Here is a 23,476-nt window from a genome sequence, read left to right on the forward strand (position 1 = left end):
CCAGGCAACCTCCAGGGGCGCCCGAGCGTATTGACAGGCGTTACGACGCAACCACGGAGGATGCACATGGAGCTGGCGACCGCACCGGGGCGGCGGCTGACCATCGCCGGGACGTGCCTGGCGGTGGCCGCCGCCGCGCTGCTGGCACTGCCGGGCCTGACCGGGGCGCAGGCCGCGGCACCGGCCAAGGCCCCGGTCGCGCGGCTGGCGGCCGCGTCGACGCCGGAGGGCACGTACTGGCACACGAGGGTGTTGTCCCGCCGCGACAACTTCCGGCAGGTCGGCAGCCGCGCGAACCCGTACTGGGTGGTCGAGCAGGACCTCACCGAGCAGTGGAACACGACGGACGGCAGGAGCTGGATCGGGTTCCGGGAAGCGGGGGCGTACCCGAAGAGCGACAAGGACCGCGAGGCGTGGCGGCGCGACGGCTCGCCGGCCAGGTGGACCCGCGACGTGGTGGGCCAGACCGTGGTGCTGTCCACGAGGCCGACCAGGGGCCACGTCACCCCGGTACGCGGCCAGAGCACCAAGTTCTTCCTCGTCGGGCAGTACCTGACGTACGAGGAGGTGCAACGGCTGCCCGCCGACCCGGCCGCGCTGAAGGCATGGCTGACGAAGGCCGCCCAGGTGCGGGGTGGCGGCGACGACACCGGCTCCTTCATCGCCGGCCTGCTGCCCGACCTGCTCTACCGCCTCCCGGCGCCGAAGGAGGTCCGCGCCGCGGCCTACCAGGTGCTGCTGACGCTGCCCGGCGTGCACGCCGAGGGCGCCGCGCGCGACGACCTGGGCAGGAACGGCACCGCGCTGTCGATCGACCAGCGGCAGGCCACCGGTCCGAAGGCCGAGCGAGGGAAGATCACGAGGCGTCTGATCATCGACACCGCCGACATGGTCCTGCTCTCGAACGTGCACAAGGTCGAGCGGCCGGGCAACGACAACATCGAGCTCGTCCTGCACGCCGGCTGGACGAACGCCGCACCCGCGGTGCCCGCCCTGCCCTGATGAGCCGGCTCCGACACCGGCTCCCACTTCCTCACCGCCGCCGCGTCCACGCCACGACGCTGCTCCTGGCCGGCGTGCCCGTCCACGTCGTCGCGGCGATCACTCTCCGGGCCCACGCCCACGCCATCATCCATGAGCAGGCGGCGACGGCTGCCGACATCTTCCCCAAGGCCGTCGGCGAAGAGCGACCGTGTCGGCGAGCCCGCCAGCAAGCTCCCAACATCGTCCTGACAAACCAGAAAGCCCCTGACGGCGGTTCGCCTGTTCAGGGGCTTCCCGCCGCAGAGCCGACGAGGGGAATCGAATCGTAGGATCCACTTCATGCCGATCGCCCGAGCGGTCGCCGTGGTCGTCGGCGGCACCCGAGCCCTGGCCATCAAGCGGCTCCTCCAGCGAAGGCCGGGCATCACCTGTGTCATGGGCGATGCCGCGGGCCGGCGGGGGCCTCTCAGTGTCCCGGGCACCACTATGCGGTTCTTCCCGGAGGCCATGGGGAGGAGGGCGAGGCGAGTCGTCGGAGAGTGCGGCAGTTCGTGGACTCCACGAGGAGACGACCCTCTCCGCGAAGATCGACCGGTTGTTCTTCGCCGGCTCGTACAACGACCGGCCCGCCTTCTCCTTCCTCGTGCGTGACGTTGATGGCGTCCCGTGTTGTCGGATTCCGCCTTCGGCACCGATCTTGGTGGTGCAGAATGCTCAGCCATGACGGCTTTGCGCACGCCGGCCAGCGGGATGGACGCGCCTCTCCGGACGGGGAGTTCGAGGTCCGGTACGTCCCGGACGGCAGCGGGTTACGCGGGGCCCGTTCCATGAGGCGGGTGGAGCGCCCGGGGAATTCGTAGGCTGGCGGAGGGCTGTCCTCACATGGAGCGGCGCTCGCCAACCGGTCTGGAGGCGTGATCGAGAAGCGATCGTACGCGTTGAGCGCGACCATGGTGGTGAGCTGGCTCGTGGTCGTGATGGGGCGATATCTGCTGTGGCTGGAGTACTACGGCCGCATCATCGAACACCTGACTCTGGGAGCCGCGTTCATCGTGGCTCTGCTCTCCACCTGGGAGTGGGCGAAGCGACTCGAACGCCGCCGTCGTGACACCCGCGGCCGCCTCGCGATCGGCGCGGTGGTCGGCCTGTGCGCCGCCGTTGTGCTGCTGCCCTGGAACGGCGTATTCGGGCGTACGTGGTTCGCGGTCCATCACGGCAAGTTCACCGCACTGGCCCAACTGGCCGAGGAGATGAAGCTGCCGACGGACACACCTTCGGGCGGCTGGGTGGACCTGCCCGCTGAGTTCGACCTCCTGCCCTTTGATCATCTCCATACGCAGGATGTGTCGATCGAGACCTATCCCGGACGCGTTCTGATGATGGACCTGTCAGACGAGGAAGTGTCGGAGAACATGTTCCTCTACATCTATGGCCGGCCTGACGCCGCGCGGACAAGTCCCTGCGATCTCACCGAAACCACGTTCGATGATTTCTATGAGTGCACCCGCCTGGGGGACGGCTGGTGGTGGATGGCACGCAAGCCGAACTATCCGAATGTGAACCATGCGGCAGGCGGGGCGGCGCAGCGGGGTGTGAGATGGGGGTTTGGGGGGCCGCGCCCCCCAAAGGTCACTGCCTGAGCTTCCGGGCGCGTAGCGCCTCTCCTGCGACGACCGAGCAGTTCCCCTGAGAAAGCCGAAAGCCCCTGACGGCGAATCGCCTGTTCAGGGGCTTCCTGATGCAGAGCCGACGAGGGGAATCGAACCCCTGACCTTCTGTTTACAAGACAGATGCTCTGCCGATTGAGCTACGTCGGCGCGGCCTACCAGTGTAGACGCTAGAGGCGCCTGTGACGAGCGACCTCGTACAGCGCCACTCCGGCCGCCACGCCCGCGTTCAGGGATTCGGCGGCGCCGCGCATCGGGATGCGGGCCACCACGTCGCACTGCTCGCGGACGAGGCGGGACAGGCCCTTGCCCTCGGAGCCGACCACGATGACGGCGGGTTCGGTCAGGAGGTCGACGGCGTCGATGTCGGTGTCGCCGGCGCCGTCGAGGCCGATGACGAACAGGCCCGCGTCGCGGTATTCGCGGAGGGCGGCCGTCAGGTTGGCGGCGCGGGCGACGCGCAGGGTGGCCAGGGTGCCGGCCGAGGTCTTCCAGGCTCCCGCCGTGACGCCGGCCGAGCGGCGGGACGGGACGAGGAGGCCGTGGGCGCCGAACGCGGTGGCCGAGCGGGCGATCGCGCCCAGGTTGCGTGGGTCCGTCACTGAGTCCAGGGCGACGATCAGGGGGACCTCGGCGGCGTCGTGGGCCAGCTCGACCAGCTCGGAGGGGTGGGCGTAGTCGTACGCCGGGATCTGGAGTGCGATGCCCTGGTGGACGGCGCCCTCGGTCAGGCGGTCGAGCTTGTCGCGGGTGGTTTCGAGCAGGGCTATGCCGTGCTCCGCCGCGATCTTGATGGAGTCGCGTACGCGGTCGTCGTTGTCGATGCGCTGGGCGACGTACAGGGCCGTGCACGGAACGCCCGCCTGCAGCGCCTCCAGGACCGGGTTGCGGCCGCCGATGTACTCCGGGGAGTCCTCGGAGCGGCGCTGGCGGCCCCCCGCGGCCGGACGGCGGGTGCCCGTGCCGCCCGTGCGCTCCTCGCGGGAGATGCGCTCGGTGCGGGCCTTGTCCTTGTACCAGTGGCGCATCTCGGCGGGCGGGGTCGCGCCCTTGCCCTGGAGTCCGCGGCGTACCTGGCCCCCGGTACCCTTGGACGGGCCCTTCTTCTTCGCGGGCCTGCCCGAAGCCCTACCGCCTGCTGCCATGTCAACAAGGGTACTCGGGCCGCCGCGCGTCTCATCCCACGCGCGGGCGCCCCGGTGCCGGGGGCTGCCGGCCCGAGACGAACTGCGCGGCCGTCGGGGCGTGCTCGGGGTCGGCGAGCCACTGCGCGGCGAGCCCGACGAGCAGGGCGAAATAGTACGACCCGGCCGCCCGCACCTCGTCGGGATCGTCGTCCGGCCCGAGGCCCGCGAACGCCCGCGCCAGCGACGCCCTCGCCACCTCCTGCCCGCCGGCCAGCATGCTCCTGATCTCCTCGTCCTGCCTCGACGAGGCCACGGACTCGAAGTTGACGAACCACAACGACCGGTTGACCTGGATCGAGTCGATGATCCGGCCCCACAACGCCTCCTGGTCGGCGTCGCCCGGCTCCTCCAGCACCGCGAACAGCAGCTCGCCCCACTCCGTGTTGAGGTCGCGCAGGGCCCGGGTGAGCAGCTGCTCCTTCGAGCCGAAGTGGTAGTTGATCGACGCCTGGTTCGCCCCTGACGCCGCCACCAGGTCACGCACGGTGGTGTGGGCATACCCCTTCGTCAGCAGGCAGTCGCGGGCGGCCAGCAGCAGCTTGTCCTTGGCACTCACATGCCTTACCGTATCAAATAAACATTCGTTTGAAATGAACGTTTAAAACGATCATTTAAGGAGTCCACATGCACGCCGTCTCGGCGCCTCCCGTCCTGCGCATCCGCGGCCTGCGCTGCGAGTACCCGGGCGAGGCCGGTCCGGTCCACGCCCTGCGCGGGATCGATCTCGACATCCCCAGGTCGTCCTTCATCGCGATCATGGGTCCGTCCGGGTCGGGCAAGACCACGCTGCTTCACTGCGCCGCCGGGCTGCAGCGGCCCACGTCCGGCTCCGTGCGGCTCAACGGGCAGGACCTGGGCGCGCTCGACCAGGCGCAACTCGCGCGATTGCGGCGGCGGCGCGTCGGGTTCGTCTTCCAGTCGTTTAACCTGCTGCCCGCGCTCTCGGCCGTGGACAACGTCGAGCTGCCCCTGCGGCTGGACTCGCGGCGGACCAGCGCGGCGCGCACGGCCGAGCTGCTCGCCCGGGTGGGGCTGGCCGAGCGCGGCAGCCACCGTCCCGACCAGCTCTCGGGCGGCCAGAAGCAGCGCGTCGCGGTCGCCCGGGCGCTGATCACCGACCCCGACGTCGTCTTCGCCGACGAGCCCACGGGCGCCCTCGACATCCGCAGCGCCCGCGACGTCCTGCGCCTGATGCGCGAACTCGCCGACCAGGGCCAGACGATCATCATGGTCACGCACGACCCCGTCGCCGCCTCCTACTCCGACGCGGTGCTCTTCCTCGCCGACGGCCGGATCGTCGACCATCTCAGGCGCCCCACCGCGCAGGAGGTCGCCGGCAGGATGGCCGTCCTGGTCGAGTCGGCCGAGCAGGCCGCCAACAGCACGGCCAACGGCCCCTCCAGTGGCACGACCGGCAACGCGGCGGTGAAGCGTTGATCGGGATCGCCGTGCGCTCCTTCGCGCACCACCGCGCCGCCGCGACCGCCACCGGCCTGGTCTCACTCGTCGGTACGATCCTGGTCACGGCCATGATGGCCCTGCTGGGCACCGGGCTGGCCACGACCACGGCCGCCGCCGACCGCTCGTTCCTGGTGCAGTTCCCGCTCATCATGGGCGGATGGATCGTGGCGATCGTCCTGTTCGCCATGGTCTCGACCATCAGCGTCGCCGTCGGCGGGCGGGCCGGGGAGATCGCCGGCATCCGCCTCATCGGCGCGACCCCCCGGCAGGTGCAGCGCATGCTCGCCGTCGAGACGGCGGTCATCGCCGCCGTCACCGCGCTCCCCGGCCTGGCGGGCGGATACCTCGTCGGCGGGGTCGTCGCCGCAGCCGTCCGTTCCGCCGGGCTCACCGCCGCGGCCTCGGTGTACGCGCCGGGCGTTCTCCTTCCGGTGCTCGGCATGCTCATCGTGTCGGCCGCGAGCGTACTGGCCGCGTGGATCGGCAGCCGCGCCCTCGCGCGCCGCAGCCCGGTGGCCGACGCCTCCCCCGCCCGGCGCCGCCGTACGGGACGGGCGCGCCGCGTCGCCGCGATGGTCGTCATCGTCGCCGGCCTGACCTCGTCGGCCGCGGTGTTCGCCCTGGACCCGGCCGACGTGCTCACCACCGCCATGACCGGGCCGGGCTGCGTGCTCGTGGCCGTCGGCCTGTGCGTGCTCGCCCCCGAGCTCATCGCCGCGGCGAACGCCCTCCACCGCCCGCAGGCCGCCGCCCCCTCCCGCCTGGCCGCGATCAACCTCGCCGCCGCCCCCGACCGGGTACGCCCCGCCGCGACCTTCCTGACCCTCTTCGTCGGCGTCGCCGCGGGCACCCTCAGCATGCAGGGCATCGAGAACACCACCACCGGCACCGCGACCGGCTCGGCCCAGGTCCTCGCATCGATCAACTACCTGGTCGTGGCGCTGCTCACGGCGTTCATGGCCATCGCCCTCACGAACAACCTCATCGCCTCCATCGCCCGGCGCCGCCCCGAGTTCGCGACCATGTCCCTCATCGGCTCGACCCATGCCCAGACCCGGCGCATGCTCGTCCGCGAGGTCGGCACGGCCGCCGCCGTCAGCGCGGTCGCGGGCAGCGTGGGCGCGTTCGTCACGGTCCTGCCGTTCGCCGTCGTCAAGACGGGCGACCCCCTGCGGGCGGCGGCGCCCCTGCCGTACGTGATCACGATCGCGGTCGGGCTGGCGATCACCCTGGGCGTCACGTCCGCAGCGGGGAGGCGCGTCATCCGCCGGACCTGACCTGACCCGATCTGACCTCACTTCCTGCTCGGCCGACCGTCCCGGCGTCTCCGCCCATTACGTACGCGGTTCCTGGATATTAATCGTTGACTTCCTGTTTTTGAAGTCTAGAATCCCAAAACTAGAAGGAAAGACTGGCTTACCAGGAAGGAACGGACGACATGACCAAGCCGCTCTACACGGCGGAGGCGACCGTCACCGGCGGGCGGGCCGACGGGCACGGCACCAGCCGCGACGGGAAACTCGACGTCCGGCTCCGGCAGCCGAAGGAGCTGGGCGGTGACGGGGACGGCACCAATCCCGAGCAGCTGTTCGCCGTCGGTTACGCCGCCTGCTTCTCCAGCGTGCTGAGCATGCTCGGGCGCAGGGAGGGCGTGGAGGCGGGCGACTCCGTGGTGGAATCGAAGGTCCACCTGATCCCCAACGGGGACGGCACGTTCCGGCTCGGCGTCGAGCTGGACGTCACGTTGCCGTCGGTGGAGGACGCCGGCCAGGCGGTGGCGCTGGTGAGGAGCGCGCACCGCGTCTGCCCGTACTCCAACGCGACCCGGGGGAACGTGGAGGTCGCGCTGGTCGCCAACGGGGCGGGTGTCGCTTAGCGGGACAGCTCCCAGCGCGCCCCGTGCGGGGTGTCCTCGACCGTGATGCCCGCGGCGGCCAGCTGGTCTCTGATCGCGTCGGCCGACTCGTAGTCCTTGCGGGCCCGCGCCGCCTTGCGCTGCTCCAGCGCCACCGCCACCAGCGCGTCCACGACCGGCGACAGGTCGGAGCCGGCGCCGCGCCACTGCGCGGAGCGCGGGTCGAGGCCGAGGACGTCGAGCATGTTCTGGGTCTCGGCCAGCAGGCGCGCCACGGCCTCCTTGTCGCCCCGCGACAGCGCCACGTTGCCCTCGCGCACCACCTCGTGGACGATCGCCATCGCCTGCGGGGTGCCGAGGTCGTCGTCGAGGGCGTCCGCGAACGCCTGCGGCAGCGGCGCGTCGGCGTCCACGTCGTGGATGACCTCGGCGGCGCGGGTGACGAAACCCTCGATGCGCTGGTAGGCGGCGGCCGCCTCCCGCAGCGCCTCCTCGGAGTATTCGATGGAGGAGCGGTAGTGCGGCGTCGCCAGGTAGTAGCGCAGCTCGACGGGACGGACCTTCTGCACCATGTCGGGGATCAGCAGGGAGTTGCCGAGCGACTTGCTCATCTTCTCCGCGCCGATCTTGAGCATGCCGTTGTGCATCCAGTAGCGGGCGAACCCGTCACCCGCCGCCTGGGACTGGGCGATCTCGTTCTCGTGGTGCGGGAAGATCAGGTCGAGCCCGCCCCCGTGGATGTCGAACGTCGGCCCGAGGTACTTCGTGGCCATCGCCGAGCACTCCAGGTGCCAGCCGGGACGCCCGGGGCCCCACGGGGTGGGCCAGGTCGGCTCGCCCGGCTTCTCGCCCTTCCACAGGGCGAAGTCGCGCGGGTCGCGCTTGCAGGACTCGTCGTCGGTGTCGGCCGCGGCCCGCATGTTCTCCAGCTTCTGGTTGGAGAGCGAGCCGTAGTGCTCGGCCCAGGACCGGACGTCGAAGTAGACGTCACCGCCGGAGGCGTAGGCGTGCCCGCGGTCGATCAGCCGCTGCATCAGGGTGATCATCTCGGGCACGTGCCCCGTCGCCCGCGGCTCGACCGTCGGCGGCAGGCAGCCCAGCGTCTCGTACGCCCACGTGAAGGCCCGCTGGTTGCGCTCGGCGACCACGAACCAGGGCACGCCCTCCTCGGCCGACACCCTGATGATCTTGTCGTCGATGTCCGTGACGTTGCGGCAGAACGTCACGTCGTAACCCGAGCGCATCAGCCAGCGGCGGAGCACGTCGAAGTTGACGCCCGAGCGGATGTGCCCGATGTGCGGCGGAGCCTGCACGGTCGCGCCACACAGGTAAATCGACGCCCGGCCGGCTTCGACCGGAACGAATTCACGGATGGCGCGCGCGCTGGTGTCGTAGATGTGCAGGCTCACGAAGGCAAGGCTAACGCCTCAAGGGCGTCATCAGGCCGATAAATCAGCCTCGTACCAAGACCCGTTCCGGCCGGATGCGGACAATCAACCGTTCTGTGCCCGGCTTGTCCTCCCAGGACGTCCCCTGGTACTTCTGCGCGAGCTCCTTGATGAGCGCGCCCTCGGGGTCGGGGGTGATGGTCACCATGCCGCGGACCTCCACGTACCGGTCCGGTTCGTCCGGATCGATGACCAGCAGGCTCGTACGCGGATCGCGGGCGAAGTTACGCGGCTTCACGCGTCCCTTGACGGTCGAGAACAACACGTCGTCGCCGTCCGTGCGTACCCAGACGACACTCGACTGGGGGCTGCCGTCGGCGTTGAGGCTGGTGACGACGGCGTGATTGGGCGCGTCCAGGAGTTTGCGGGCTTCCAATGGCAACTCGGCCATGTCTCTCCCTTGATCGGTCTCGGAATCACATTGTTCTGTAGGCTCGAAGGCGCCATGGACGTGACTCCCCCCTCTGTGCTCCGGCGCCTGGGCATCGCCCTCGCGGGGCTCGCGGTCGCCGCTCTCGCCGGTGCCGCCTGCGCGCTCTCGTTCGACGACCTCCGCGCGCTGGCCGTCGTCGGCGAGGCCAGGACCGACCTCGCCTTCCTCTACCCGGCGGCCTTCGACGCGCTCCTCGTGGTCGCGCTGGTCGGCGTGCTGCTGCTGCGCTCGGCCCGGCTGCTGGTGCGGGTCCAGGCCGCGACCGTGCTGGTCCTGCTCATCGCGGCCGCCGCCGCGGCCAACGTGGCCACCGCGGTGCGGTTCGCCTTCGATCCCCGGCAGACGGCCGTGGGGGTGGCGCTCGCCCCCTGGGTCATGCTCGCCGTGGCCCTGTGGTTGTGGCTGCTGCTGATCAAGCACGTGCAGTCGGGCGGCGGCCGGGCCGCGCGGGCCGAGGACGACCACGCGGCGGAGACGGACCTCGTGCCGTTCCACCGGGGACGGGGGGCCGCGGAGGCGGTCCCGCCGCCGCTGGTGGTGACGGAGGCCCCGGCACCGGCACCGGTGCTGGAGTCCACGCCGGTCGTCGGCCCCACTCCGGCCCCGGAGACGCCCCCGGTCACGCCCGACGAGCTCCCCGCGGCGACGGCTGAACGGAACCACCGGGACGAGCGGGAGGACGACGAGGCGGGGATCCCGACGCGGGAGATCCCGGTCCCCCGCCGCGAACACCGTGAACACCGTGAACACCGCGAGAACCACGGGAGCCAGGAGAGCCAGGAGGACCGCGAGAGCGAGGGTCGCGAGGACCGCGGGAGCCAGGAGGCCCGCGAGGACCACGAAGACCGCGAGGACCACGAGGGCCGCAGGAAGCCGTCCCGTCGGCACGAGCCCTACGCCGAGCCGCACGCCCCCCGGCCCTCCGCCCAGGACGAACCGATCTCGGCCCAGGTCGCCGAATGGCACGCCCAGGAGTCGGAGGCCCAGGACCCCCACCCCCGGGAGCCGGAGCTCCAGACCCACGTCCAGGAGCCCCAGCACCACGAGCCCGTCGCCACGGACACGCACCCGCCCGCCACCGACGACCACGAGCCCGAACACGAGCCCGAACACGAGCCGGAGTCGGAGCGGGACCAGGGCCAGGGGCACGGACAGGAACAGCCGCAGGGGCACGAGCAGGACCCCGCCCAGCCGTCCCCCGACGTGGAGACCCCCCGCCAGGACACCACCACCCGCCCCGTCCGCTGGGGCGACCGTTACAAGCCCACCGACGTCCTCGTCCACCCCCGCCCCGACCCGAGGAACGCCGACACCCAGCCCCAGCCGATCATCCTGGAGGACGACGACCCGCCGCCGCCGTCGGCCGGCCGCCCCCACCGCCCCGCCCCGTCCCAGCACGCGCCGGAAGGCTCTGAGGACGAGTTGGAGGACACCGCCCCGCACCCGGTGATCCATGAGGACACCCCGGCCCCTTCGGTCCGCCTGCGGAGCACTCCGCGCCCCCCGGAGGACTGACGGAGATCCGACGGAGGACCGAGGGAGGACCGACGGAGACCTCAGGACATGAGGAGGCCCGTCCCGGAAGTCCATCCGATCGGGTTTCCCGATCGGATCGGCTCCCGGGGCGGGCCGATGTATGTCCGACGTACGGTCGGGCGTCGCCCTACCGCCGTGGTGAGACCGCTAGACGCGGTGGCCGCGCTTGAGTCCGGCGACCAGGCCGACACCCACGACGGCCAGCACCACCTGCATCACGAGTTCGATCCAGTCGATGCCGGGGGTCGTCTCAACGCCCAGCACCTGCGCGAGCAGGGTGCCCACGAGAGCCGCGACGATGCCGACGACGACGGTGAGGATCCACCCGATGGCCTGCCGGCCAGGCAGCAGCAGACGACCGATGGCGCCGATGACGGCGCCGATCACGATGGCGCCAAGGATGGACTGGATTGTCATGGTATGAAACCTCCCCGTGAGGGTGAGCCGTTCACCTCCACGGGGATGTCGCTACCCGATCTCCGGCGATTATGCGCGGATTTTATTTTTCGCAGGTCAAGTCATGGTTCCGCGAGTACGGCCACCTCGCCCGCGCCCCATGCCCATCCGGGTCACCAGGAGTACGCCGATGACCGCCAGGGCGAGCTGGAGCAGATGTTCGAGCCAGTCGATCCCCCGCGTGTCGGCCCAGCCGAGCGCGTGCGCGATCAGGGTGCCGATCAGCGCCGCGACGATGCCGACGATGAGGGTCAACCCGATGGACATGTTCTGCCTGCCGGGCACCAGCAACCTGGCCAGCGCACCGACGATGGCGCCGATGATCACGGCGGAGACAATCGCGCCGATCATGTGTAGCTCCCCCCGAAGACGTTCACATGCGTCGGGAGACCTACCCTCGAACCAGACAAACAACCCAATAGGTGAGGAAGGCGGCGATCCGTACCGCGCCAGTGACGAACCGCCGCCTCCGCATCGGGCGGGCTGAAGCTGACGGCCCGCCGGGACACCCTCACGCATCCCACATGAGAGACGTCCGGTTACGCCGAAAGGTTGACCACCAGCGCGGTCGCGATGGCGGCGATGCCCTCCCCGCGCCCCGTCAACCCCAGCCCGTCGGTCGTGGTGGCCGAGACGCTCACCGGCGCTCCCACCGCGCCGCCGAGCGCCAGCTCGGCCTCGACCCGGCGGGGGGCCAGCTTCGGGCGGTTGCCGATCACCTGGACGGCGACGTTGCCTATCTCGTAGCCCGCCGCGCGCACCTGGCGGGCGGTCTCCTCCAGCAGCGCGACGCCCGAGGCACCCGCCCAGCGCGGGTCGGACGTGCCGAACAGCTTGCCCAGATCGCCCAGGCCGGCCGCGGACAGCAGCGCGTCGCAGGCCGCGTGCGCGGCGGCGTCGCCGTCGGAATGGCCGTCGAGCCCGGGCTCCCCCGGCCAGCGCAGCCCGGCGAGGCTGAGCTCGCGCCCGGACACGCTCGAAGCGAACGGGTGGACGTCGACTCCGACGCCCACCCGTGGAAGATTCGTGTTCAGCTGTTGAGAACCTCGTCGAGAAGGGCCTCAGCCTTGTCCTCATTGGTCTTCTCGGCGAGCGCCAGCTCGCTGACCAGGATCTGGCGCGCCTTGGCGAGCATGCGCTTCTCGCCCGCGGACAGACCACGCTCGCGGTCCCTCCGCCACAGGTCCCGAACGACTTCGGCGACCTTGTTCACGTCACCCGAGGCGAGCTTCTCCAGATTGGCCTTGTAACGACGAGACCAGTTGGTCGGCTCTTCCGTGTGCGGCATGCGAAGGACATCGAAAACCCGCTCAAGGCCTTCCTGACCGACGACATCGCGCACACCGACAAGTTCTGCGTTTTCGGCTGGCACCTGGACGGTAAGGTCGCCCTTGTCGACCTTGAGCACCAGGTAGGTCTTTTCCTCACCCTTGATGGATCGCTTCGTGATTGCTTCGATCCGAGCAGCCCCATGGTGGGGGTAGACGACAGTGTCGCCGACCTGGAAAGTCATGTGACAAGTACCCCTTCCGCTGTACTCCAGGGTACCACGCATCCACAGCCTCCCGGAACAGTGAAATCCTCATAACTGCAGGTCAAAGCCGCATATTGGGGGTTGACAAGTGCGGAGCTCTATGCCTGACATTTCCGGACATAGCGAATGACCTGCGGGGGCGCGGATATGACCATGGATTCGGATCGATATGGTTGGCGCTGCACTCGCGCGTAGGTGATACATGCGCGAGAGGCCCCCGACATGCATGCGCAAGATCCAAGGAGTACCCGCTCGTGACCAGCCGTCGCTGGATTGTCGCCGCCGCCGCGTTCTTGGCAGCCCCCCTGCTCGCCGGCTGTGGGGCCGGATTCGACGCCAACACCAACAAACCGTACGCGCCCAACGAGGCCCAAGCACTGATCGCGAACGGCTCGTACGGCACGCGCGGCATTCACATCCCGCAGGCGTTCATCCTCGGCCCCGACCCCGGCGCCCAGCTCCCCTGGCGCGGCTCGGCCCCGATCTACCTCACCATCCTCAACACCAACGGCACCCCCGACACCCTCCAGGCGGTCTCCGCCGGGAACATGGGCTCGGTCAAGGTCGCGGCCCCCATCCAGATCCCGAGCAACCAGCTGGTCAACACCGGCAAGCCCAGCCCCCAGCTCATGCTGGAGTCGATCCCCAAGAGCCTCAGGGGCGGCGAGAGCATCAAGCTGGACCTCCAGTTCGCCAACGCCGGCACCGTGTCCATGTACGTGCCCGTGGTCACGCGCAGCCGCGAGTTCGCCGCCTACCCGCCCGCCCCGGGCGCCACCGCGGCCCCCACGCCCACGCCGTCCGCCTCGGCCCCCGCCGAGGAGGAAGAGGCCCACTGAGAACGCGAGAACCCCTTGTCCCGGTACGCACGGCACCGGGACAAGGGGTTCGTCAGCCGTCCACCACGTCGAACTTGTAGCCCAGACCGCGCACCGTGAGGATGCAGCGCGGGTTGGACGGGTCGGCCTCGATCTTGGCGCGCAGGCGCTTGACGTGGACGTCCAGCGTCTTGGTGTCGCCCACGTAGTCGGCGCCCCAGACCCGGTCGATGAGCTGGCCGCGGGTGAGCACCCGCCCGGCGTTGCGCAGCAGCACCTCCAGCAGCTCGAACTCCTTCAGCGGAAGCTGCACCTGCTCGCCGCGCACCGCCACCACGTGCCGGTCGACGTCCATGCGCACCGGCCCGACGGCCAGCACGGCGCTCTCCAGCTCCTCCACGACGTCGCCCTGGCGGCGCAGCACCGCGCGGATGCGGGCGACCAGCTCGCGCGAGGAGAACGGCTTGGTCACGTAGTCGTCGGCGCCCAGCTCCAGGCCGACCACCTTGTCGATCTCGCTGTCCTTGGCGGTCAGCATGATCACCGGCACCTTGGACCGCTGCCGCAACGACCGGCACACCTCCGTGCCTGGCAGGCCGGGCAACATGAGGTCGAGCAGCACCAGGTCGGCGCCGTTGCGGTCGAACGTGTCGAGCGCCTCCGGCCCGGTCGCCGCGACCGACACCTCGAAACCCTCCTTGCGCAGCATGTAGGACAGGGCGTCGGAGAACGACTCCTCGTCCTCGACGACGAGTACTCGGGTCATGAGGCTGCCTCCAAGGGAATCGCGGGTGGTACGGCCACCGCCGTGCCGCCGAAGGCGGGCAGGCGGAGGGTGAAGGTGGAGCCGGACCCTTCCTTGCTCCAGACGGACACCTCGCCGGCGTGCGCGACGGCGACGTGCTTGACGATGGCGAGGCCGAGGCCGGTGCCGCCGGTGGCCCGGGACCTGGCCGCGTCCACGCGGAAGAAACGCTCGAAGATGCGCTCCAGCGCCTCCTCGGGGATGCCGATGCCCTGGTCGCTGACGCTGATCTCGACCGAGTCGCCGGCCGGGCGGGCGCTGACCACGACCCGGGTGTGCTCGGGGCTGTAGGCGACGGCGTTGTCGATGAGGTTGCGCAGGGCGGTGACGAGCAGCTCGTCGTCGCCCCAGATGCGCAGGCCCTCGGTGCCGCCGGTGACGAGCGCGATGTCCTTGGCGGCGGCCTTGGTGTTGCAGTGGTCGATGGCGTCGTGGACGGCCTCGTCGATCGAGACCTGGCCCGGGGTGGGGATGGGCTCGGCGCCCTGGATCCTGCTCAGGGTGATGAGGTCCTGGACGAGGTAGTTGAGGCGGGCGGCCTCGTGCTGCATGCGGTTGGCGAAGCGGGTGACGGCCTCGGGGTCGTCGGCGGCGTCCTGGATGGTCTCGGCGAGCAGGCTGAGGGCGCCGACCGGGGTCTTCAGCTCGTGGCTGACGTTGGCGACGAAGTCGCGGCGCACGGCCTCGACCCTGCGGCGCTCGGTCTGGTCCTCGGCCAGCACGAGCACCTGGCCGTGGGAGCCGAGCGGCGCCACGCGCACGGCGAAGTTGGTGGTCTCCTGACCGAACTTGTGCCCGGCGACGTCGATCTCGCTCTCGCGGATCTCGCCGTCGCGGCGTACCTGGCGGGCCAGCGCCAGCAGCTCGGCGGCCATCAGCCGGTCGCCCTTGACCAGCCCGAACGCCCGCGCCGCCGAGCTGGCGCGCAGGACCCGGTCGTGCGCGTCGAGCACCACGGCGGAGGAGGGCAGCACCGCGAGGACGGAGGCCACGCCCTGCGGGAGCGCCGCCCCGGTCTCCACGCCGCCGTCCGCGGCGACACGGCTCGGGGCCTCGATCTGGTTGCGGTAGAAGAGCACCGCCAGCGCGCCCACGACGAAGCCGGCCAGGGCCGCGAAGCTCATGGCCATCTCACTCATGCCTCCGATGGTAGGTGGCCTTCCTCAGGGGACAGACCCTCTCATCAGGGGATGAACGTCCCTTTCCCGGAAAGTTCATCTGGCGGTCGGGGTTCGTTCATCGTGCGACACGTACGGTGACGGCATGCGCGACGCGTACCATGAGGAACTCGAAGGACTGACGGACAAGCTGGTCGAGATGACCAGGCTGGTCCGGTCGGCCATCTCCCGTGCCACCACGGCCCTGCTCGACTCGGACCTCGCGATCGCCGAGAGCGTCATCTCGCGCGACGAGGAAGTGAACGCCATCTTCGCCGAGGTCGAGACCACGATCTTCGACCTGATGGCCAGGCAGCAGCCGGTGGCGGTGGACCTGCGGCTGGTCATCACCGCGCTGCGCATGGGCACCGACCTGGAGCGGATGGGCGACCTGGCCGTCCACGTCGCCAAGGTCGCCCGGCTGCGCCACCCCGACTCGGCGATCCCGCCCCAGCTCCGCTCCACCATCGTGGAGATGGGCCAGATCGCGGAGACCCTGGTCACCAAGGCCGGCGGCTGCGTCGCCACGCGGGACGTGGAGTCGGCGCTGGAGCTGCCCAAGGACGACGACGCGATGGACCGGCTGCACCGCCGGTTGTTCCGGGTCATCCTCGGCAAGGACTGGGAGCACGGCGTCGAGGCCGCCATCGACATCACGCTCATCGGCCGCTACTACGAGCGTTACGCCGACCACGCGGTACGGGTCGCGCAGGACGTCGTCTACCTGGTGACCGGCGACCGCCCGAACTGACCCCCGGCCGCCGTAGGCTGGTGCCACCGGCGGAAGGACGGGATCATGGAGCACGGTCGCTGCTTCGCGTGCAGGCGGGAGTTCGACTACGACCCCGCCGAGGTGACGACGTTCCTGATCGATCCGGCGACCGGGCTCCCGCCGGGCTTCAGCGTCCTCGGCAGGACGCGCCCGGCGACCCCGGAGGCCGTGGCCCGCTCGGCTGACCAGCCGCTCTGCCCCTCCTGCCAGGACAGGGCCGAACGCGGCCTCCCGTTCGGCCCCACCACCGGCGGGTGACGGCCCCGCCGGGCCCTACCGGCCCTGGTTGGCCACCGCTTCGATGGCGGCCTTGGCGGCCTCGGGGTCGAGGTACTCGCCGCCGCGCACCAGCGGCCGGAAGTCGGCGTCCAGCTCGTACAGCAGGGGGATGCCGGTCGGGATGTTGAGGCCGGCGATGTCCTCGTCGCTGATGCCGTCGAGGTGCTTGACCAGGGCCCGCAGCGAGTTGCCGTGGGCGGCCACCAGGACCGTGCGGCCGGCCGCGAGGTCGGGCACGATCTGGTCGTACCAGTAGGGCAGCATGCGCTCCACCACGTCCTTCAGGCACTCCGTGCGGGGCATGAGCTCCGGCGGGAGGAGGGCGTAGCGGGCGTCGCCGGCCTGGGAGAACTCGTCGTCGTCGGCGATCGGCGGCGGCGGCACGTCGTAGGAGCGGCGCCAGAGCATGAACTGCTCGTCGCCGAACGCCTCGCGCGTCTGCGCCTTGTTCTTGCCCTGCAACGCGCCGTAGTGGCGCTCGTTGAGCCGCCAGCTCCGCTTGACCGGCAGCCACATCAGGTCGGCCTCGGCCAGCGCGAGCTGGGCCGTCTGGATGGCCCGGCTGAGCAGGCTGGTGTGGACGACGTCCGGCCGCAGGCCGGCCTCCACCAGCAGCTTGCCGCCGCGGCGGGCCTCCTCCTCGCCCTTGGCCGACAGGCTCACGTCCACCCAGCCGGTGAACAGGCCCTTCGCGTTCCAGTCGCTCTCGCCGTGCCGTAGCAGCACCAAAGTCGCCATGGCCCACATCCTAGGGCGGCCGGGTGGGGGCGGGGCTCAGCGGTCGGGATCGGCGAAGCGGGCGAACGCCTGGAGGTTGACCAGCGACTCGCCGCGCTTGGCCCGCCAGGCCCACTCGCGCCGGATCGAGGAGGCGAAGCCCAGCTCCAGCGCCCGGTCGAACCAGTCGTCGGCGTAGGTGAGCACGCAGCCCAGCAGCCGGTCGACCTCCTCGGCGGAGACGGCGGCCAGCGGGACGCGGCCCACGAGGTAGACGTCGCCGACGGGGTCGAGGGAGAAGTGCACCCCGTACATGGAGCCGTTCTTCTCCAGCAGCCAGCGGTAGAACTCCTCGTGGTTCTCGTCCGGCTTGCGGCAGAAGAACGCCTCGACGTGGAGCACCCGCTCCCCGACGATGAGCCAGGTCATGGTGGCGAGCTTGTGCTGGCCGGGGAGCTTGACGAGGAACGCCCCGGGCCGCGGCTCGTCATAGGTGACGTCCGCGGCCTTGAGCGCGGCTTCGACGACATCTCGCATGGCAACGCAGGTTACAGATTGATGGCGACGGGCGTCTTGTGCAGGTGGGCGACGGCGGCCGCGTAGACCTCGACGAGGCGGGAGGCGGTGGCCTGCCAGCCGAAGGCGGCCGCGTGCGTACGGGCGCCGCGGGCGAGCTGGTCGCGCCAGCCCGGCGCGCCGACGAAGCGGCGCAGCGCCCGCGCCCACTCGGCCGGGTCGTGGGTGTCGAGGAGGAGGCCGGAGACGCCGTCCCTGACCGCGGTGCGCAGCCCGCCGACGGCCGCGGCGGCGACCGGCGTGCCGCACGCCTGCGACTCCAGGGCGACGAGGCCGAACGACTCGTTGTACGACGGCACGACCGTGACCGTGGCCGCCCGGTACCAGTCGGCCAGCTCCTGCTGCGGAGCCGGCGGCACGAGCCGGACGACGTCGGGGATGCCCAGCTCGGCGGCGAGCTCGGTGAGGAGGGAGGGGCGGGCCAGGCCGTTGCCCGACGGGCCGCCGACGCAGGCCACCACCAGGCGCCCGCGCAGCGACGGGTCCTCGATGAGCAGGCGGGAGGCGGCGCGCAGCAGCACGTCCGGCGCCTTGAGCGGCTGGATGCGGCCCACGAACAGCAGCACGTGCGCGCCCAGCGGCAGGCCCAGGCGGTGCCGGGCGGCGGCCTGCGAGCCGGGCTGGAAGACGTTGAGGTTGACGCCGGGGTTGACGACGGCGACGCGCTCCTCGGCGGCGCCGTACAGCTCGACCAGCTCGCGGGCCTCGTCGGAGGTGTTGGCCACCAGGCGGTCGGCGATCTCCACGACCTGCTCCTCGCCGACCACGCGGGCCTGCGGCTCGGGCTTGTCGCCGGCGGCGAGCATCAGGTTCTTGACCTTGGCCATGGTGTGCATGGTGTGGACGAGGGGGACGCCCCAGCGTTCCTTGGCCAGCCAGCCGACCTGGCCGGACAGCCAGTAGTGGGAGTGGATGACATCGTAGCGGCCCGGGTCGTACATGGCCTCGGTGCGCAGCACCTCCGACAGGAAGGCGCAGAGCTGGGCGGGCAGGTCGGCGCGGTCCATCTCCTCGTACGGGCCGGCGGCGACGTGCCGGACGAGGACGCCGGGGGCGAGCTCGGCCACGGGGGGCAGGTCGCGGGCGGTGGCGCGGGTGAAGATCTCCACCTCCACGCCGAGGTCGGCGAGCCGCTTGGCGGACTCGACGATGTACACGTTCATGCCGCCCGCGTCGCCCGTGCCGGGCTGGTCCAGGGGCGACGTGTGCATGCTGATGGTCGCGACCCGGCTGACCCGTCGTCGCTTCACGCGGCACCACCTCCAAGCTAGTAACCATCCAGATTTATGCGACATTCCCGACATCGGACGCATCGGGGTCGCGGCTCCGCGACGGCGGCCGGGCCGGGCCCCCGGCGGCGGGCGCGCGGCGGGCGCTGGCAGGATGTGGGCATGCGGAAGACGGCTGTGGTGACCGGGGCGAGCAGCGGCATCGGCGAGGCGACGGCCCGCCGGCTCGCCGCCGAGGGATACGACGTGGTGGCCGGCGCGCGGCGCCGCGACCGGCTGGACAAACTGGCCGCCGAGCTGCCCGGCCTCCGGGCGGTGACGCTCGACGTGACGTCCCAGGAGTCGGTGGACGCGCTGGCCGCCTCGCTGGAGCGCTGCGACGTGCTGGTCAACAACGCCGGCGGCGCGTTCGGCCTGGAGCCGGTGACCGAGGGGCGGCTCGACGACTGGCAGCGCATGTACGACGTCAACGTGCTCGGCTCGCTGCGCATGACTCAGGCGCTGACGCCCAAGCTGATCGCCTCCGGCGACGGCGTGCTGGTGATGCTGACCTCCACCGCGGGCCTGGTGTCGTACGAGGGCGGCGGCGGCTACTGCGCGGCCAAGCACGCCCAGAGCTCGATGGCCGAGACCCTGCGCCTGGAGCTGGTGGGCCGGCCGGTGCGCGTGGTGGAGATCGCGCCGGGCATGGTACGCAGCGAGGGCTTCGCGGTGACCAGGTTCCGCGGCGACGAGGCGGCGGCCGCCCGCGTGTACGAAGGCGTCCCCGACCCCCTGAGCAGCGACGACGTGGCCGACGCGATCGCCTGGTGCGTCACCAGGCCGGCCCACGTCAACATCGACCGCCTGGTCATCCGCCCGCGCGCCCAGGCAGCCCAGCACAAGGTGCACCGGGTTTCGTGACCAGGCCGGTCGGCGCGATCACCAGGGGCACGACCGGCCGGAACCGGCTGCGGCGCTGCGACCGCTGGGTGGTCGCGGCGCACGGGCGGCGGTTGCGGGCGGCCGGGCGTCCCCTGGTGGTGGACCTGGGCTACGGCGCCTCGCACGTGACGACGCTGGAGCTGTTCACCCGGCTGCGCCGGGCCGTGCCCGGGGTCGAGGTGGTGGGCATCGAGATCGACCCGGCCCGGGTGGCGCTGGCCAGGCCGTACGAGCGGGAGGGGCTGAGCTTCCGGCTCGGCGGCTTCGAGCTGCCCGTGGACCGGCCGCCGGTGCTGGTCCGGGCGTTCAACGTGCTGCGCCAGTACGCCGAGGCGGACGCCTGGCGCTACTGGGAGGTGCTGTGCGGCCGGCTCGCGCCGGACGGCGTCCTGGTGGAGGGCACCTGCTCGGAGAACGGGCGGCGGGCGGTGTGGGTGGGCCTGTCGCCGGGCGGGCCGCGGACCCTGACCTTCTCGGCCCGGTTCGACGCCTTCGAGCGGCCCTCCGACCTGGCCGACCGGCTGCCGAAGACGCTCATCCACCGCAACGTCCCGGGTGAGCGGATCCATGCGTTCCTGCGCGATTTCGACCACGCGTGGGCGGTGAGCGCCCCCTATGGGGCGCACGGGGCGCGGCAGCGGTGGCTGGCCGCCGTACGGGCTCTGGCCGGTTCGTGGCCGGTGTACGAGCGGCCCCCGCTGGGCGGCCGGAAGCGGTGGCGGCTCGGCGAGCTGACCCTGCCGTGGACGGCCGTCGCGCCACCGCCCCCGGCTCCCTGACCCGGCCGCGCAACCCGGCCAGCTCAGCCGCCCAGCTCAGTCCAGCCGCGCCGCGAACGCCGCGTAGGCCGCGGCGTCGAACAACACGAACCTGACCTCCTCCACGGACGTCACGGACGCCCCGGCCGCCCGCACCGTGGCCACGGCGATGCGGGCGGCGTCGTCCATCGGCCAGCCGTAGATGCCGGTCGAGATGGCGGGGAAAGCCACCGTCCTGGCCGTCAGCTCGTCCGCCACCCGCAGCGACTCGCGGTAGCAGGAGGCCAGCAGGTCCGAGCGGTCCTGCGACGGCGAGTGGACCGGGCCCACCGTGTGGATCACCCAGCGGGCGGGCAGCCGGCCCGCGGTGGTGGCCACCGCCTGGCCGGTCGGCAGGCCGCCGCCGTAGCGGCCGGCGCGCAGCTCCTGGCAGGCCCGCAGGATCTCCGGGCCGCCGCGCCGGTGGATCGCGCCGTCCACGCCGCCCCCGCCCATGAGCGAGGAGTTGGCCGCGTTGACGACGGCGTCCACGTGCTGCTCGGTGATGTCGCCCTGGACCAGTGTGATGTTCATCTCATCCCCTCCGCCACCCGGGAGATCTGGAGCACCCGGATATCAGCTCGACGCCCTGTAGAGCTACCCTGAAAGACGTGAAGGGTCTTGGCGAGCTTGAGCGCAGCATCATGGACATTTTGTGGGCCGGGGACGGCGCGTTGACCGCCCGCGAGGTCGGCAGGCTCATCGCCGACCGCGACCTCGCCCCCACCACGGTGATGACCGTCCTCGACCGCCTCACCCGCAAGGGGTTCCTCCACCGCACCCGCGACGGCCGGGCCTGGAGATATCAGCCGGCCGAGAGCCGTGACGCCTACATCGCCGAGCTTATGCTGGAGGCGTTGGACCTCACGGGCGACCGCTCGGCCGCCCTGACCCGCTTCGCCCAGGCCGTGTCAGGGCCCGAGGCGGAGATCCTGCGCAGAGCCCTCACGGAGCTGGAGGAAGAGTGATCACGGCAGCGGCGCTTGCGGCGCTCGCTGCGGCGTGCGCCGTTGGCTCCTGGCGTTTCACCAAAGCCGAATGGACCCCGCGCGCGCCGCGGCTGGCCATCATTCTCTGGCAGTCCCTGGGCGTGGCCTGGGGGCTGGCGACGACCGGCGCCATGCTGGCGTACGCGGTCCAGCCCTACGACCTCGGCGTGCTGCCGGGGCTCATCGCGTTCGCGCGGGGCGAGACCCCGGCCGCGCCGTGGGACGCGCTGCACGTGCTGGCCATGATCGCGGGCATCACCGCGCTGGCCGTGCTGGTCGCGGTGCTGCTCACGGCCGGCGTGCAGGCACTGCGGGCGCGCCGGCGCCACCGCATGCTGCTGGCGCTCATCGCCCACGACGACCCGGCGATCCCGGGCGTGCGGGTGCTCGACCACCCGGGCGCGGCGGCCTACTGCGTGCCGGGGCTGCGCTCGCAGGTCGTGGTGAGCGAGGGCGCGCGCAAGCTGCTGTCGCAGGACGAGCTGGCGGCCGTGCTCGCGCACGAGGCGGCGCACGTGCGCGAGCGCCACGACCTGGTGCTGCTGCCGTTCGCCGCGCTGCGCCGGGCGCTGCCCTGGTCGCGGGTGGTGGCCGACGCGCAGGCACAGGTGGAGCTGCTCATCGAGATGGCCGCCGACGACCGGGCCCGGCGCTACTGCTCGCCGCGCCGGCTGGCCACGGCGCTGCTCAGGTTCGGCACGGCCGGGGCCATGCCGACGCCCCACGGCATGCTGGGCGTGCACGCCCACAACGTCATGGCGCGGGTGAACCGCCTGGTCAAGCCGGGTCCTGAGCTGGCGGCCTCGGTGCGTTACGGCTACCTCGCCCTCGCTGTGACATTGCTCACCGCCGCGCCGGTCCTGTGGGTCTACCAGCTCTAATGCTTGCTGGTGTTAATCACCGCGTTTGCAATTGCAAGCAGCGGACGGCAGACTATGGGCATGGCACTACCCAAGGTCGGCTCGATCGGTGAGTACATCCGCGAGCAGCGCACGCAGGCGAAGATCTCGCTGCGCCAGCTCGCGGAGGCTGCCGGGGTCTCCAACCCCTACCTGAGCCAGATCGAGCGCGGCCTGCGCAAGCCGAGCGCGGAGATCCTCAACCAGATCGCCAAGGGCCTGCGCATCTCCTCCCAGGCGCTCTACGTGCAGGCGGGGCTGATCGAGGACCGCGAGCCGCCGAGCGACGTGGTCACCGCGGTCCGGGCCGATCCGCATCTCACCGAGCGGCAACGCCAGGTGCTGATCGACATCTACGAGTCGTTCCGCAAGGAGAGCCCCGTCGAGGACGAGCGGGCCACCGAGCGGGACGAGCCGCTGCCCGAGGAGTTCCTCGCCGCGCTGCAGCCTTACGCGGCGGCCCCGCGCGACAGCGACGCCGCCCAGAACCCCCAGGATCCTCAGCAACCCCAGAAAGGTTGATCCATGACGCTCGCCACCGAGGTCAAGAAGCTCACCGACTCCAAGCCCTTCTACGCGGTCGCGGGTGTCGGCGACTACGCCGTCGAGAAGCTGCGCGAGCTGCCCGACCAGCTCCAGAAGCTCCAGGCCCGGCGCTTCGAGCTCGCCCGCGAGCTGCCGGAGCGGACGCGCGCGTACGCCGACAAGGTCGAGTCCGTCGCCCGCGAGCTGCCCGAGAAGGCCCGCGAGTACGCCGGCCAGCTCGGCCACCGCGCCACCGAGGCCTACGAGGAGCTCGCCACGCGCGGCCGCAGGGTCGTCAGCGAGGCCACCGGCACGGCCGCGCTCGAGCTGGAGGAGGTGTCGGAGGCCGCCGAGCCGCCGGTCGCCGAGCCCGTCAAGCCGGTCAGGAAGACCACCCGCACCACCAAGGACTGACCTCCGCGGGAAGG

29 protein-coding genes and 1 tRNA gene are annotated in these 23,476 nt (G+C 71.3%); 15 read left to right on the top strand and 15 right to left on the bottom strand.

Translation table 11 applies throughout. The features are described 5' to 3' along the window. The first annotated feature begins 66 nt into the window (after positions 1-66). Both AB0H75_RS39215 and AB0H75_RS39220 read left to right on the top strand, forming a co-directional pair. Positions 67-1,002: a hypothetical protein gene (locus AB0H75_RS39215; protein ID WP_367804949.1), complete on the top strand. Its 936-nt coding sequence runs from the start codon at positions 67-69 to the stop codon at positions 1,000-1,002. Between the two features lie 896 nt (positions 1,003-1,898). Next, positions 1,899-2,624, top strand: coding sequence for a hypothetical protein (locus AB0H75_RS39220; RefSeq protein ID WP_367804951.1), 726 nt, complete (start codon positions 1,899-1,901; stop codon positions 2,622-2,624). A gap of 104 nt (positions 2,625-2,728) precedes the next feature. Here the strand turns inward: AB0H75_RS39220 and AB0H75_RS39225 are convergent. The 3 genes from AB0H75_RS39225 to AB0H75_RS39235 form a co-directional block, all read right to left on the bottom strand. Beyond that, a tRNA-Thr gene (locus tag AB0H75_RS39225) sits at positions 2,729-2,801 on the bottom strand. Between the two features lie 20 nt (positions 2,802-2,821). Continuing rightward, positions 2,822-3,796, bottom strand: coding sequence for a 23S rRNA (guanosine(2251)-2'-O)-methyltransferase RlmB (rlmB, locus tag AB0H75_RS39230; RefSeq protein WP_367804953.1), 975 nt, complete (start codon positions 3,794-3,796; stop codon positions 2,822-2,824). Between the two features lie 31 nt (positions 3,797-3,827). Then, complete coding sequence (locus tag AB0H75_RS39235) at positions 3,828-4,394, bottom strand: TetR/AcrR family transcriptional regulator (protein WP_367804955.1); 567 nt, start codon at positions 4,392-4,394, stop codon at positions 3,828-3,830. A 68-nt stretch (positions 4,395-4,462) separates the two neighbouring features. Here AB0H75_RS39235 and AB0H75_RS39240 point away from each other — a divergent pair, with 68 nt between their 5' ends. From AB0H75_RS39240 to AB0H75_RS39250, 3 genes are all read left to right on the top strand, one after another. Further along, positions 4,463-5,275, top strand: coding sequence for an ABC transporter ATP-binding protein (locus AB0H75_RS39240; RefSeq protein WP_367804957.1), 813 nt, complete (start codon positions 4,463-4,465; stop codon positions 5,273-5,275). Further along, positions 5,272-6,576, top strand: a complete 1,305-nt coding sequence (locus AB0H75_RS39245) for an FtsX-like permease family protein (protein WP_367804959.1) — start codon at positions 5,272-5,274, stop codon at positions 6,574-6,576. Before AB0H75_RS39240 ends, AB0H75_RS39245 begins: the two co-directional genes overlap by 4 nt. A 161-nt stretch (positions 6,577-6,737) precedes the next feature. Continuing rightward, positions 6,738-7,175, top strand: a complete 438-nt coding sequence (locus tag AB0H75_RS39250) for an organic hydroperoxide resistance protein (protein ID WP_367804961.1) — start codon at positions 6,738-6,740, stop codon at positions 7,173-7,175. Here the strand turns inward: AB0H75_RS39250 and cysS are convergent. Together cysS and AB0H75_RS39260 are read right to left on the bottom strand one after the other, a co-directional pair. Further along, complete coding sequence (gene cysS / locus AB0H75_RS39255) at positions 7,172-8,563, bottom strand: cysteine--tRNA ligase (RefSeq protein ID WP_367804963.1); 1,392 nt, start codon at positions 8,561-8,563, stop codon at positions 7,172-7,174. The two genes, AB0H75_RS39250 and cysS, sit on opposite strands and share 4 nt — an antisense overlap. 43 nt (positions 8,564-8,606) lie before the next feature. After that, positions 8,607-8,993 carry a PPOX class F420-dependent oxidoreductase gene (locus tag AB0H75_RS39260; protein ID WP_367804965.1) on the bottom strand — a complete coding sequence of 129 codons (387 nt, stop codon included), beginning with the start codon at positions 8,991-8,993 and terminating at the stop codon, positions 8,607-8,609. Positions 8,994-9,047: 54 nt separating this feature from the next. Here AB0H75_RS39260 and AB0H75_RS39265 point away from each other — a divergent pair, with 54 nt between their 5' ends. Next, on the top strand, positions 9,048-10,550 hold the full coding sequence (locus tag AB0H75_RS39265) for a DUF2637 domain-containing protein (RefSeq protein ID WP_367804967.1): 1,503 nt from the start codon (positions 9,048-9,050) through the stop codon (positions 10,548-10,550). Positions 10,551-10,718: 168 nt separating this feature from the next. Here the strand turns inward: AB0H75_RS39265 and AB0H75_RS39270 are convergent, their stop codons facing one another. From AB0H75_RS39270 to AB0H75_RS39285, 4 genes are all read right to left on the bottom strand, one after another. Continuing rightward, positions 10,719-10,988 (bottom strand): GlsB/YeaQ/YmgE family stress response membrane protein, encoded by a 270-nt coding sequence (locus AB0H75_RS39270; RefSeq protein WP_091080742.1) that lies wholly within the window; start codon positions 10,986-10,988, stop codon positions 10,719-10,721. Between the two features lie 96 nt (positions 10,989-11,084). Beyond that, a complete protein-coding gene (locus AB0H75_RS39275) occupies positions 11,085-11,378 on the bottom strand; it encodes a GlsB/YeaQ/YmgE family stress response membrane protein (RefSeq protein WP_367804970.1) in 294 nt (97 codons plus the stop codon). A gap of 188 nt (positions 11,379-11,566) precedes the next feature. Next, on the bottom strand, positions 11,567-12,040 hold the full coding sequence (gene ispF, locus AB0H75_RS39280; protein WP_367804972.1) for a 2-C-methyl-D-erythritol 2,4-cyclodiphosphate synthase: 474 nt from the start codon (positions 12,038-12,040) through the stop codon (positions 11,567-11,569). Positions 12,041-12,057: 17 nt separating this feature from the next. Further along, positions 12,058-12,540, bottom strand: coding sequence for a CarD family transcriptional regulator (locus AB0H75_RS39285; RefSeq protein WP_043624891.1), 483 nt, complete (start codon positions 12,538-12,540; stop codon positions 12,058-12,060). A 275-nt stretch (positions 12,541-12,815) separates the two neighbouring features. Between AB0H75_RS39285 and AB0H75_RS39290 the strand changes: the two genes are divergently transcribed. Next, positions 12,816-13,400 (top strand): copper chaperone PCu(A)C, encoded by a 585-nt coding sequence (locus tag AB0H75_RS39290; protein WP_367804975.1) that lies wholly within the window; start codon positions 12,816-12,818, stop codon positions 13,398-13,400. Between the two features lie 52 nt (positions 13,401-13,452). On the opposite strand, the gene AB0H75_RS39295 is transcribed toward AB0H75_RS39290, so the two are convergent. Continuing rightward, positions 13,453-14,145, bottom strand: a complete 693-nt coding sequence (locus AB0H75_RS39295; protein ID WP_020544660.1) for a response regulator transcription factor — start codon at positions 14,143-14,145, stop codon at positions 13,453-13,455. Beyond that, on the bottom strand, positions 14,142-15,323 hold the full coding sequence (locus tag AB0H75_RS39300) for a sensor histidine kinase (RefSeq protein ID WP_367804977.1): 1,182 nt from the start codon (positions 15,321-15,323) through the stop codon (positions 14,142-14,144). The genes AB0H75_RS39295 and AB0H75_RS39300 overlap by 4 nt, the downstream gene beginning before the upstream one ends. A 124-nt stretch (positions 15,324-15,447) precedes the next feature. On the opposite strand from AB0H75_RS39300, the gene phoU reads away from it, so the two are divergent. Beyond that, complete coding sequence (gene phoU / locus AB0H75_RS39305) at positions 15,448-16,092, top strand: phosphate signaling complex protein PhoU (RefSeq protein ID WP_367804979.1); 645 nt, start codon at positions 15,448-15,450, stop codon at positions 16,090-16,092. A gap of 45 nt (positions 16,093-16,137) precedes the next feature. Further along, positions 16,138-16,371: a hypothetical protein gene (locus AB0H75_RS39310; protein WP_367804981.1), complete on the top strand. Its 234-nt coding sequence runs from the start codon at positions 16,138-16,140 to the stop codon at positions 16,369-16,371. Between the two features lie 15 nt (positions 16,372-16,386). Here AB0H75_RS39310 and AB0H75_RS39315 read toward each other — a convergent pair whose 3' ends face one another. Genes AB0H75_RS39315 through mshA form a run of 3 tightly spaced genes read right to left on the bottom strand, consistent with a single transcriptional unit; the run spans position 16,387 to position 18,935 of the window. Next, the gene (locus tag AB0H75_RS39315; protein WP_367804983.1) at positions 16,387-17,130 is read right to left on the bottom strand and encodes a phosphoglyceromutase; all 744 of its coding nucleotides are present in this window, start codon (positions 17,128-17,130) and stop codon (positions 16,387-16,389) included. 36 nt (positions 17,131-17,166) lie between these two features. Continuing rightward, on the bottom strand, positions 17,167-17,646 hold the full coding sequence (locus AB0H75_RS39320; protein ID WP_367804985.1) for a YbjN domain-containing protein: 480 nt from the start codon (positions 17,644-17,646) through the stop codon (positions 17,167-17,169). 11 nt (positions 17,647-17,657) lie between these two features. Then, positions 17,658-18,935 (bottom strand): D-inositol-3-phosphate glycosyltransferase, encoded by a 1,278-nt coding sequence (gene mshA, locus AB0H75_RS39325; protein WP_367804987.1) that lies wholly within the window; start codon positions 18,933-18,935, stop codon positions 17,658-17,660. A gap of 141 nt (positions 18,936-19,076) precedes the next feature. Between mshA and AB0H75_RS39330 the strand changes: the two genes are divergently transcribed. Together AB0H75_RS39330 and AB0H75_RS39335 are read left to right on the top strand one after the other, a co-directional pair. Continuing rightward, a complete protein-coding gene (locus tag AB0H75_RS39330; RefSeq protein WP_367804989.1) occupies positions 19,077-19,817 on the top strand; it encodes an SDR family oxidoreductase in 741 nt (246 codons plus the stop codon). Then, the gene (locus tag AB0H75_RS39335; RefSeq protein WP_367804991.1) at positions 19,814-20,617 is read left to right on the top strand and encodes a class I SAM-dependent methyltransferase; all 804 of its coding nucleotides are present in this window, start codon (positions 19,814-19,816) and stop codon (positions 20,615-20,617) included. The genes AB0H75_RS39330 and AB0H75_RS39335 overlap by 4 nt, the downstream gene beginning before the upstream one ends. 36 nt (positions 20,618-20,653) lie before the next feature. On the opposite strand, the gene AB0H75_RS39340 is transcribed toward AB0H75_RS39335, so the two are convergent. Then, positions 20,654-21,169: an O-acetyl-ADP-ribose deacetylase gene (locus AB0H75_RS39340; protein WP_367804993.1), complete on the bottom strand. Its 516-nt coding sequence runs from the start codon at positions 21,167-21,169 to the stop codon at positions 20,654-20,656. 77 nt (positions 21,170-21,246) lie between these two features. On the opposite strand from AB0H75_RS39340, the gene AB0H75_RS39345 reads away from it, so the two are divergent. From AB0H75_RS39345 to AB0H75_RS39360, 4 genes are read left to right on the top strand one after another with little or no spacing between them, the layout of a single operon-like run. Then, a complete protein-coding gene (locus AB0H75_RS39345) occupies positions 21,247-21,603 on the top strand; it encodes a BlaI/MecI/CopY family transcriptional regulator (RefSeq protein ID WP_367804995.1) in 357 nt (118 codons plus the stop codon). Further along, positions 21,600-22,505: a M56 family metallopeptidase gene (locus AB0H75_RS39350; RefSeq protein ID WP_367804997.1), complete on the top strand. Its 906-nt coding sequence runs from the start codon at positions 21,600-21,602 to the stop codon at positions 22,503-22,505. Before AB0H75_RS39345 ends, AB0H75_RS39350 begins: the two co-directional genes overlap by 4 nt. A 60-nt stretch (positions 22,506-22,565) precedes the next feature. After that, positions 22,566-23,045, top strand: a complete 480-nt coding sequence (locus AB0H75_RS39355) for a helix-turn-helix domain-containing protein (RefSeq protein ID WP_367804999.1) — start codon at positions 22,566-22,568, stop codon at positions 23,043-23,045. Between the two features lie 3 nt (positions 23,046-23,048). After that, a complete protein-coding gene (locus AB0H75_RS39360) occupies positions 23,049-23,462 on the top strand; it encodes a hypothetical protein (RefSeq protein WP_367805001.1) in 414 nt (137 codons plus the stop codon). The last annotated feature ends 14 nt before the right edge of the window (positions 23,463-23,476 follow it).

The sequence above is a fragment of the Nonomuraea sp. NPDC050783 genome, assembly GCF_040802095.1.
GTDB lineage: Bacteria > Actinomycetota > Actinomycetes > Streptosporangiales > Streptosporangiaceae > Nonomuraea.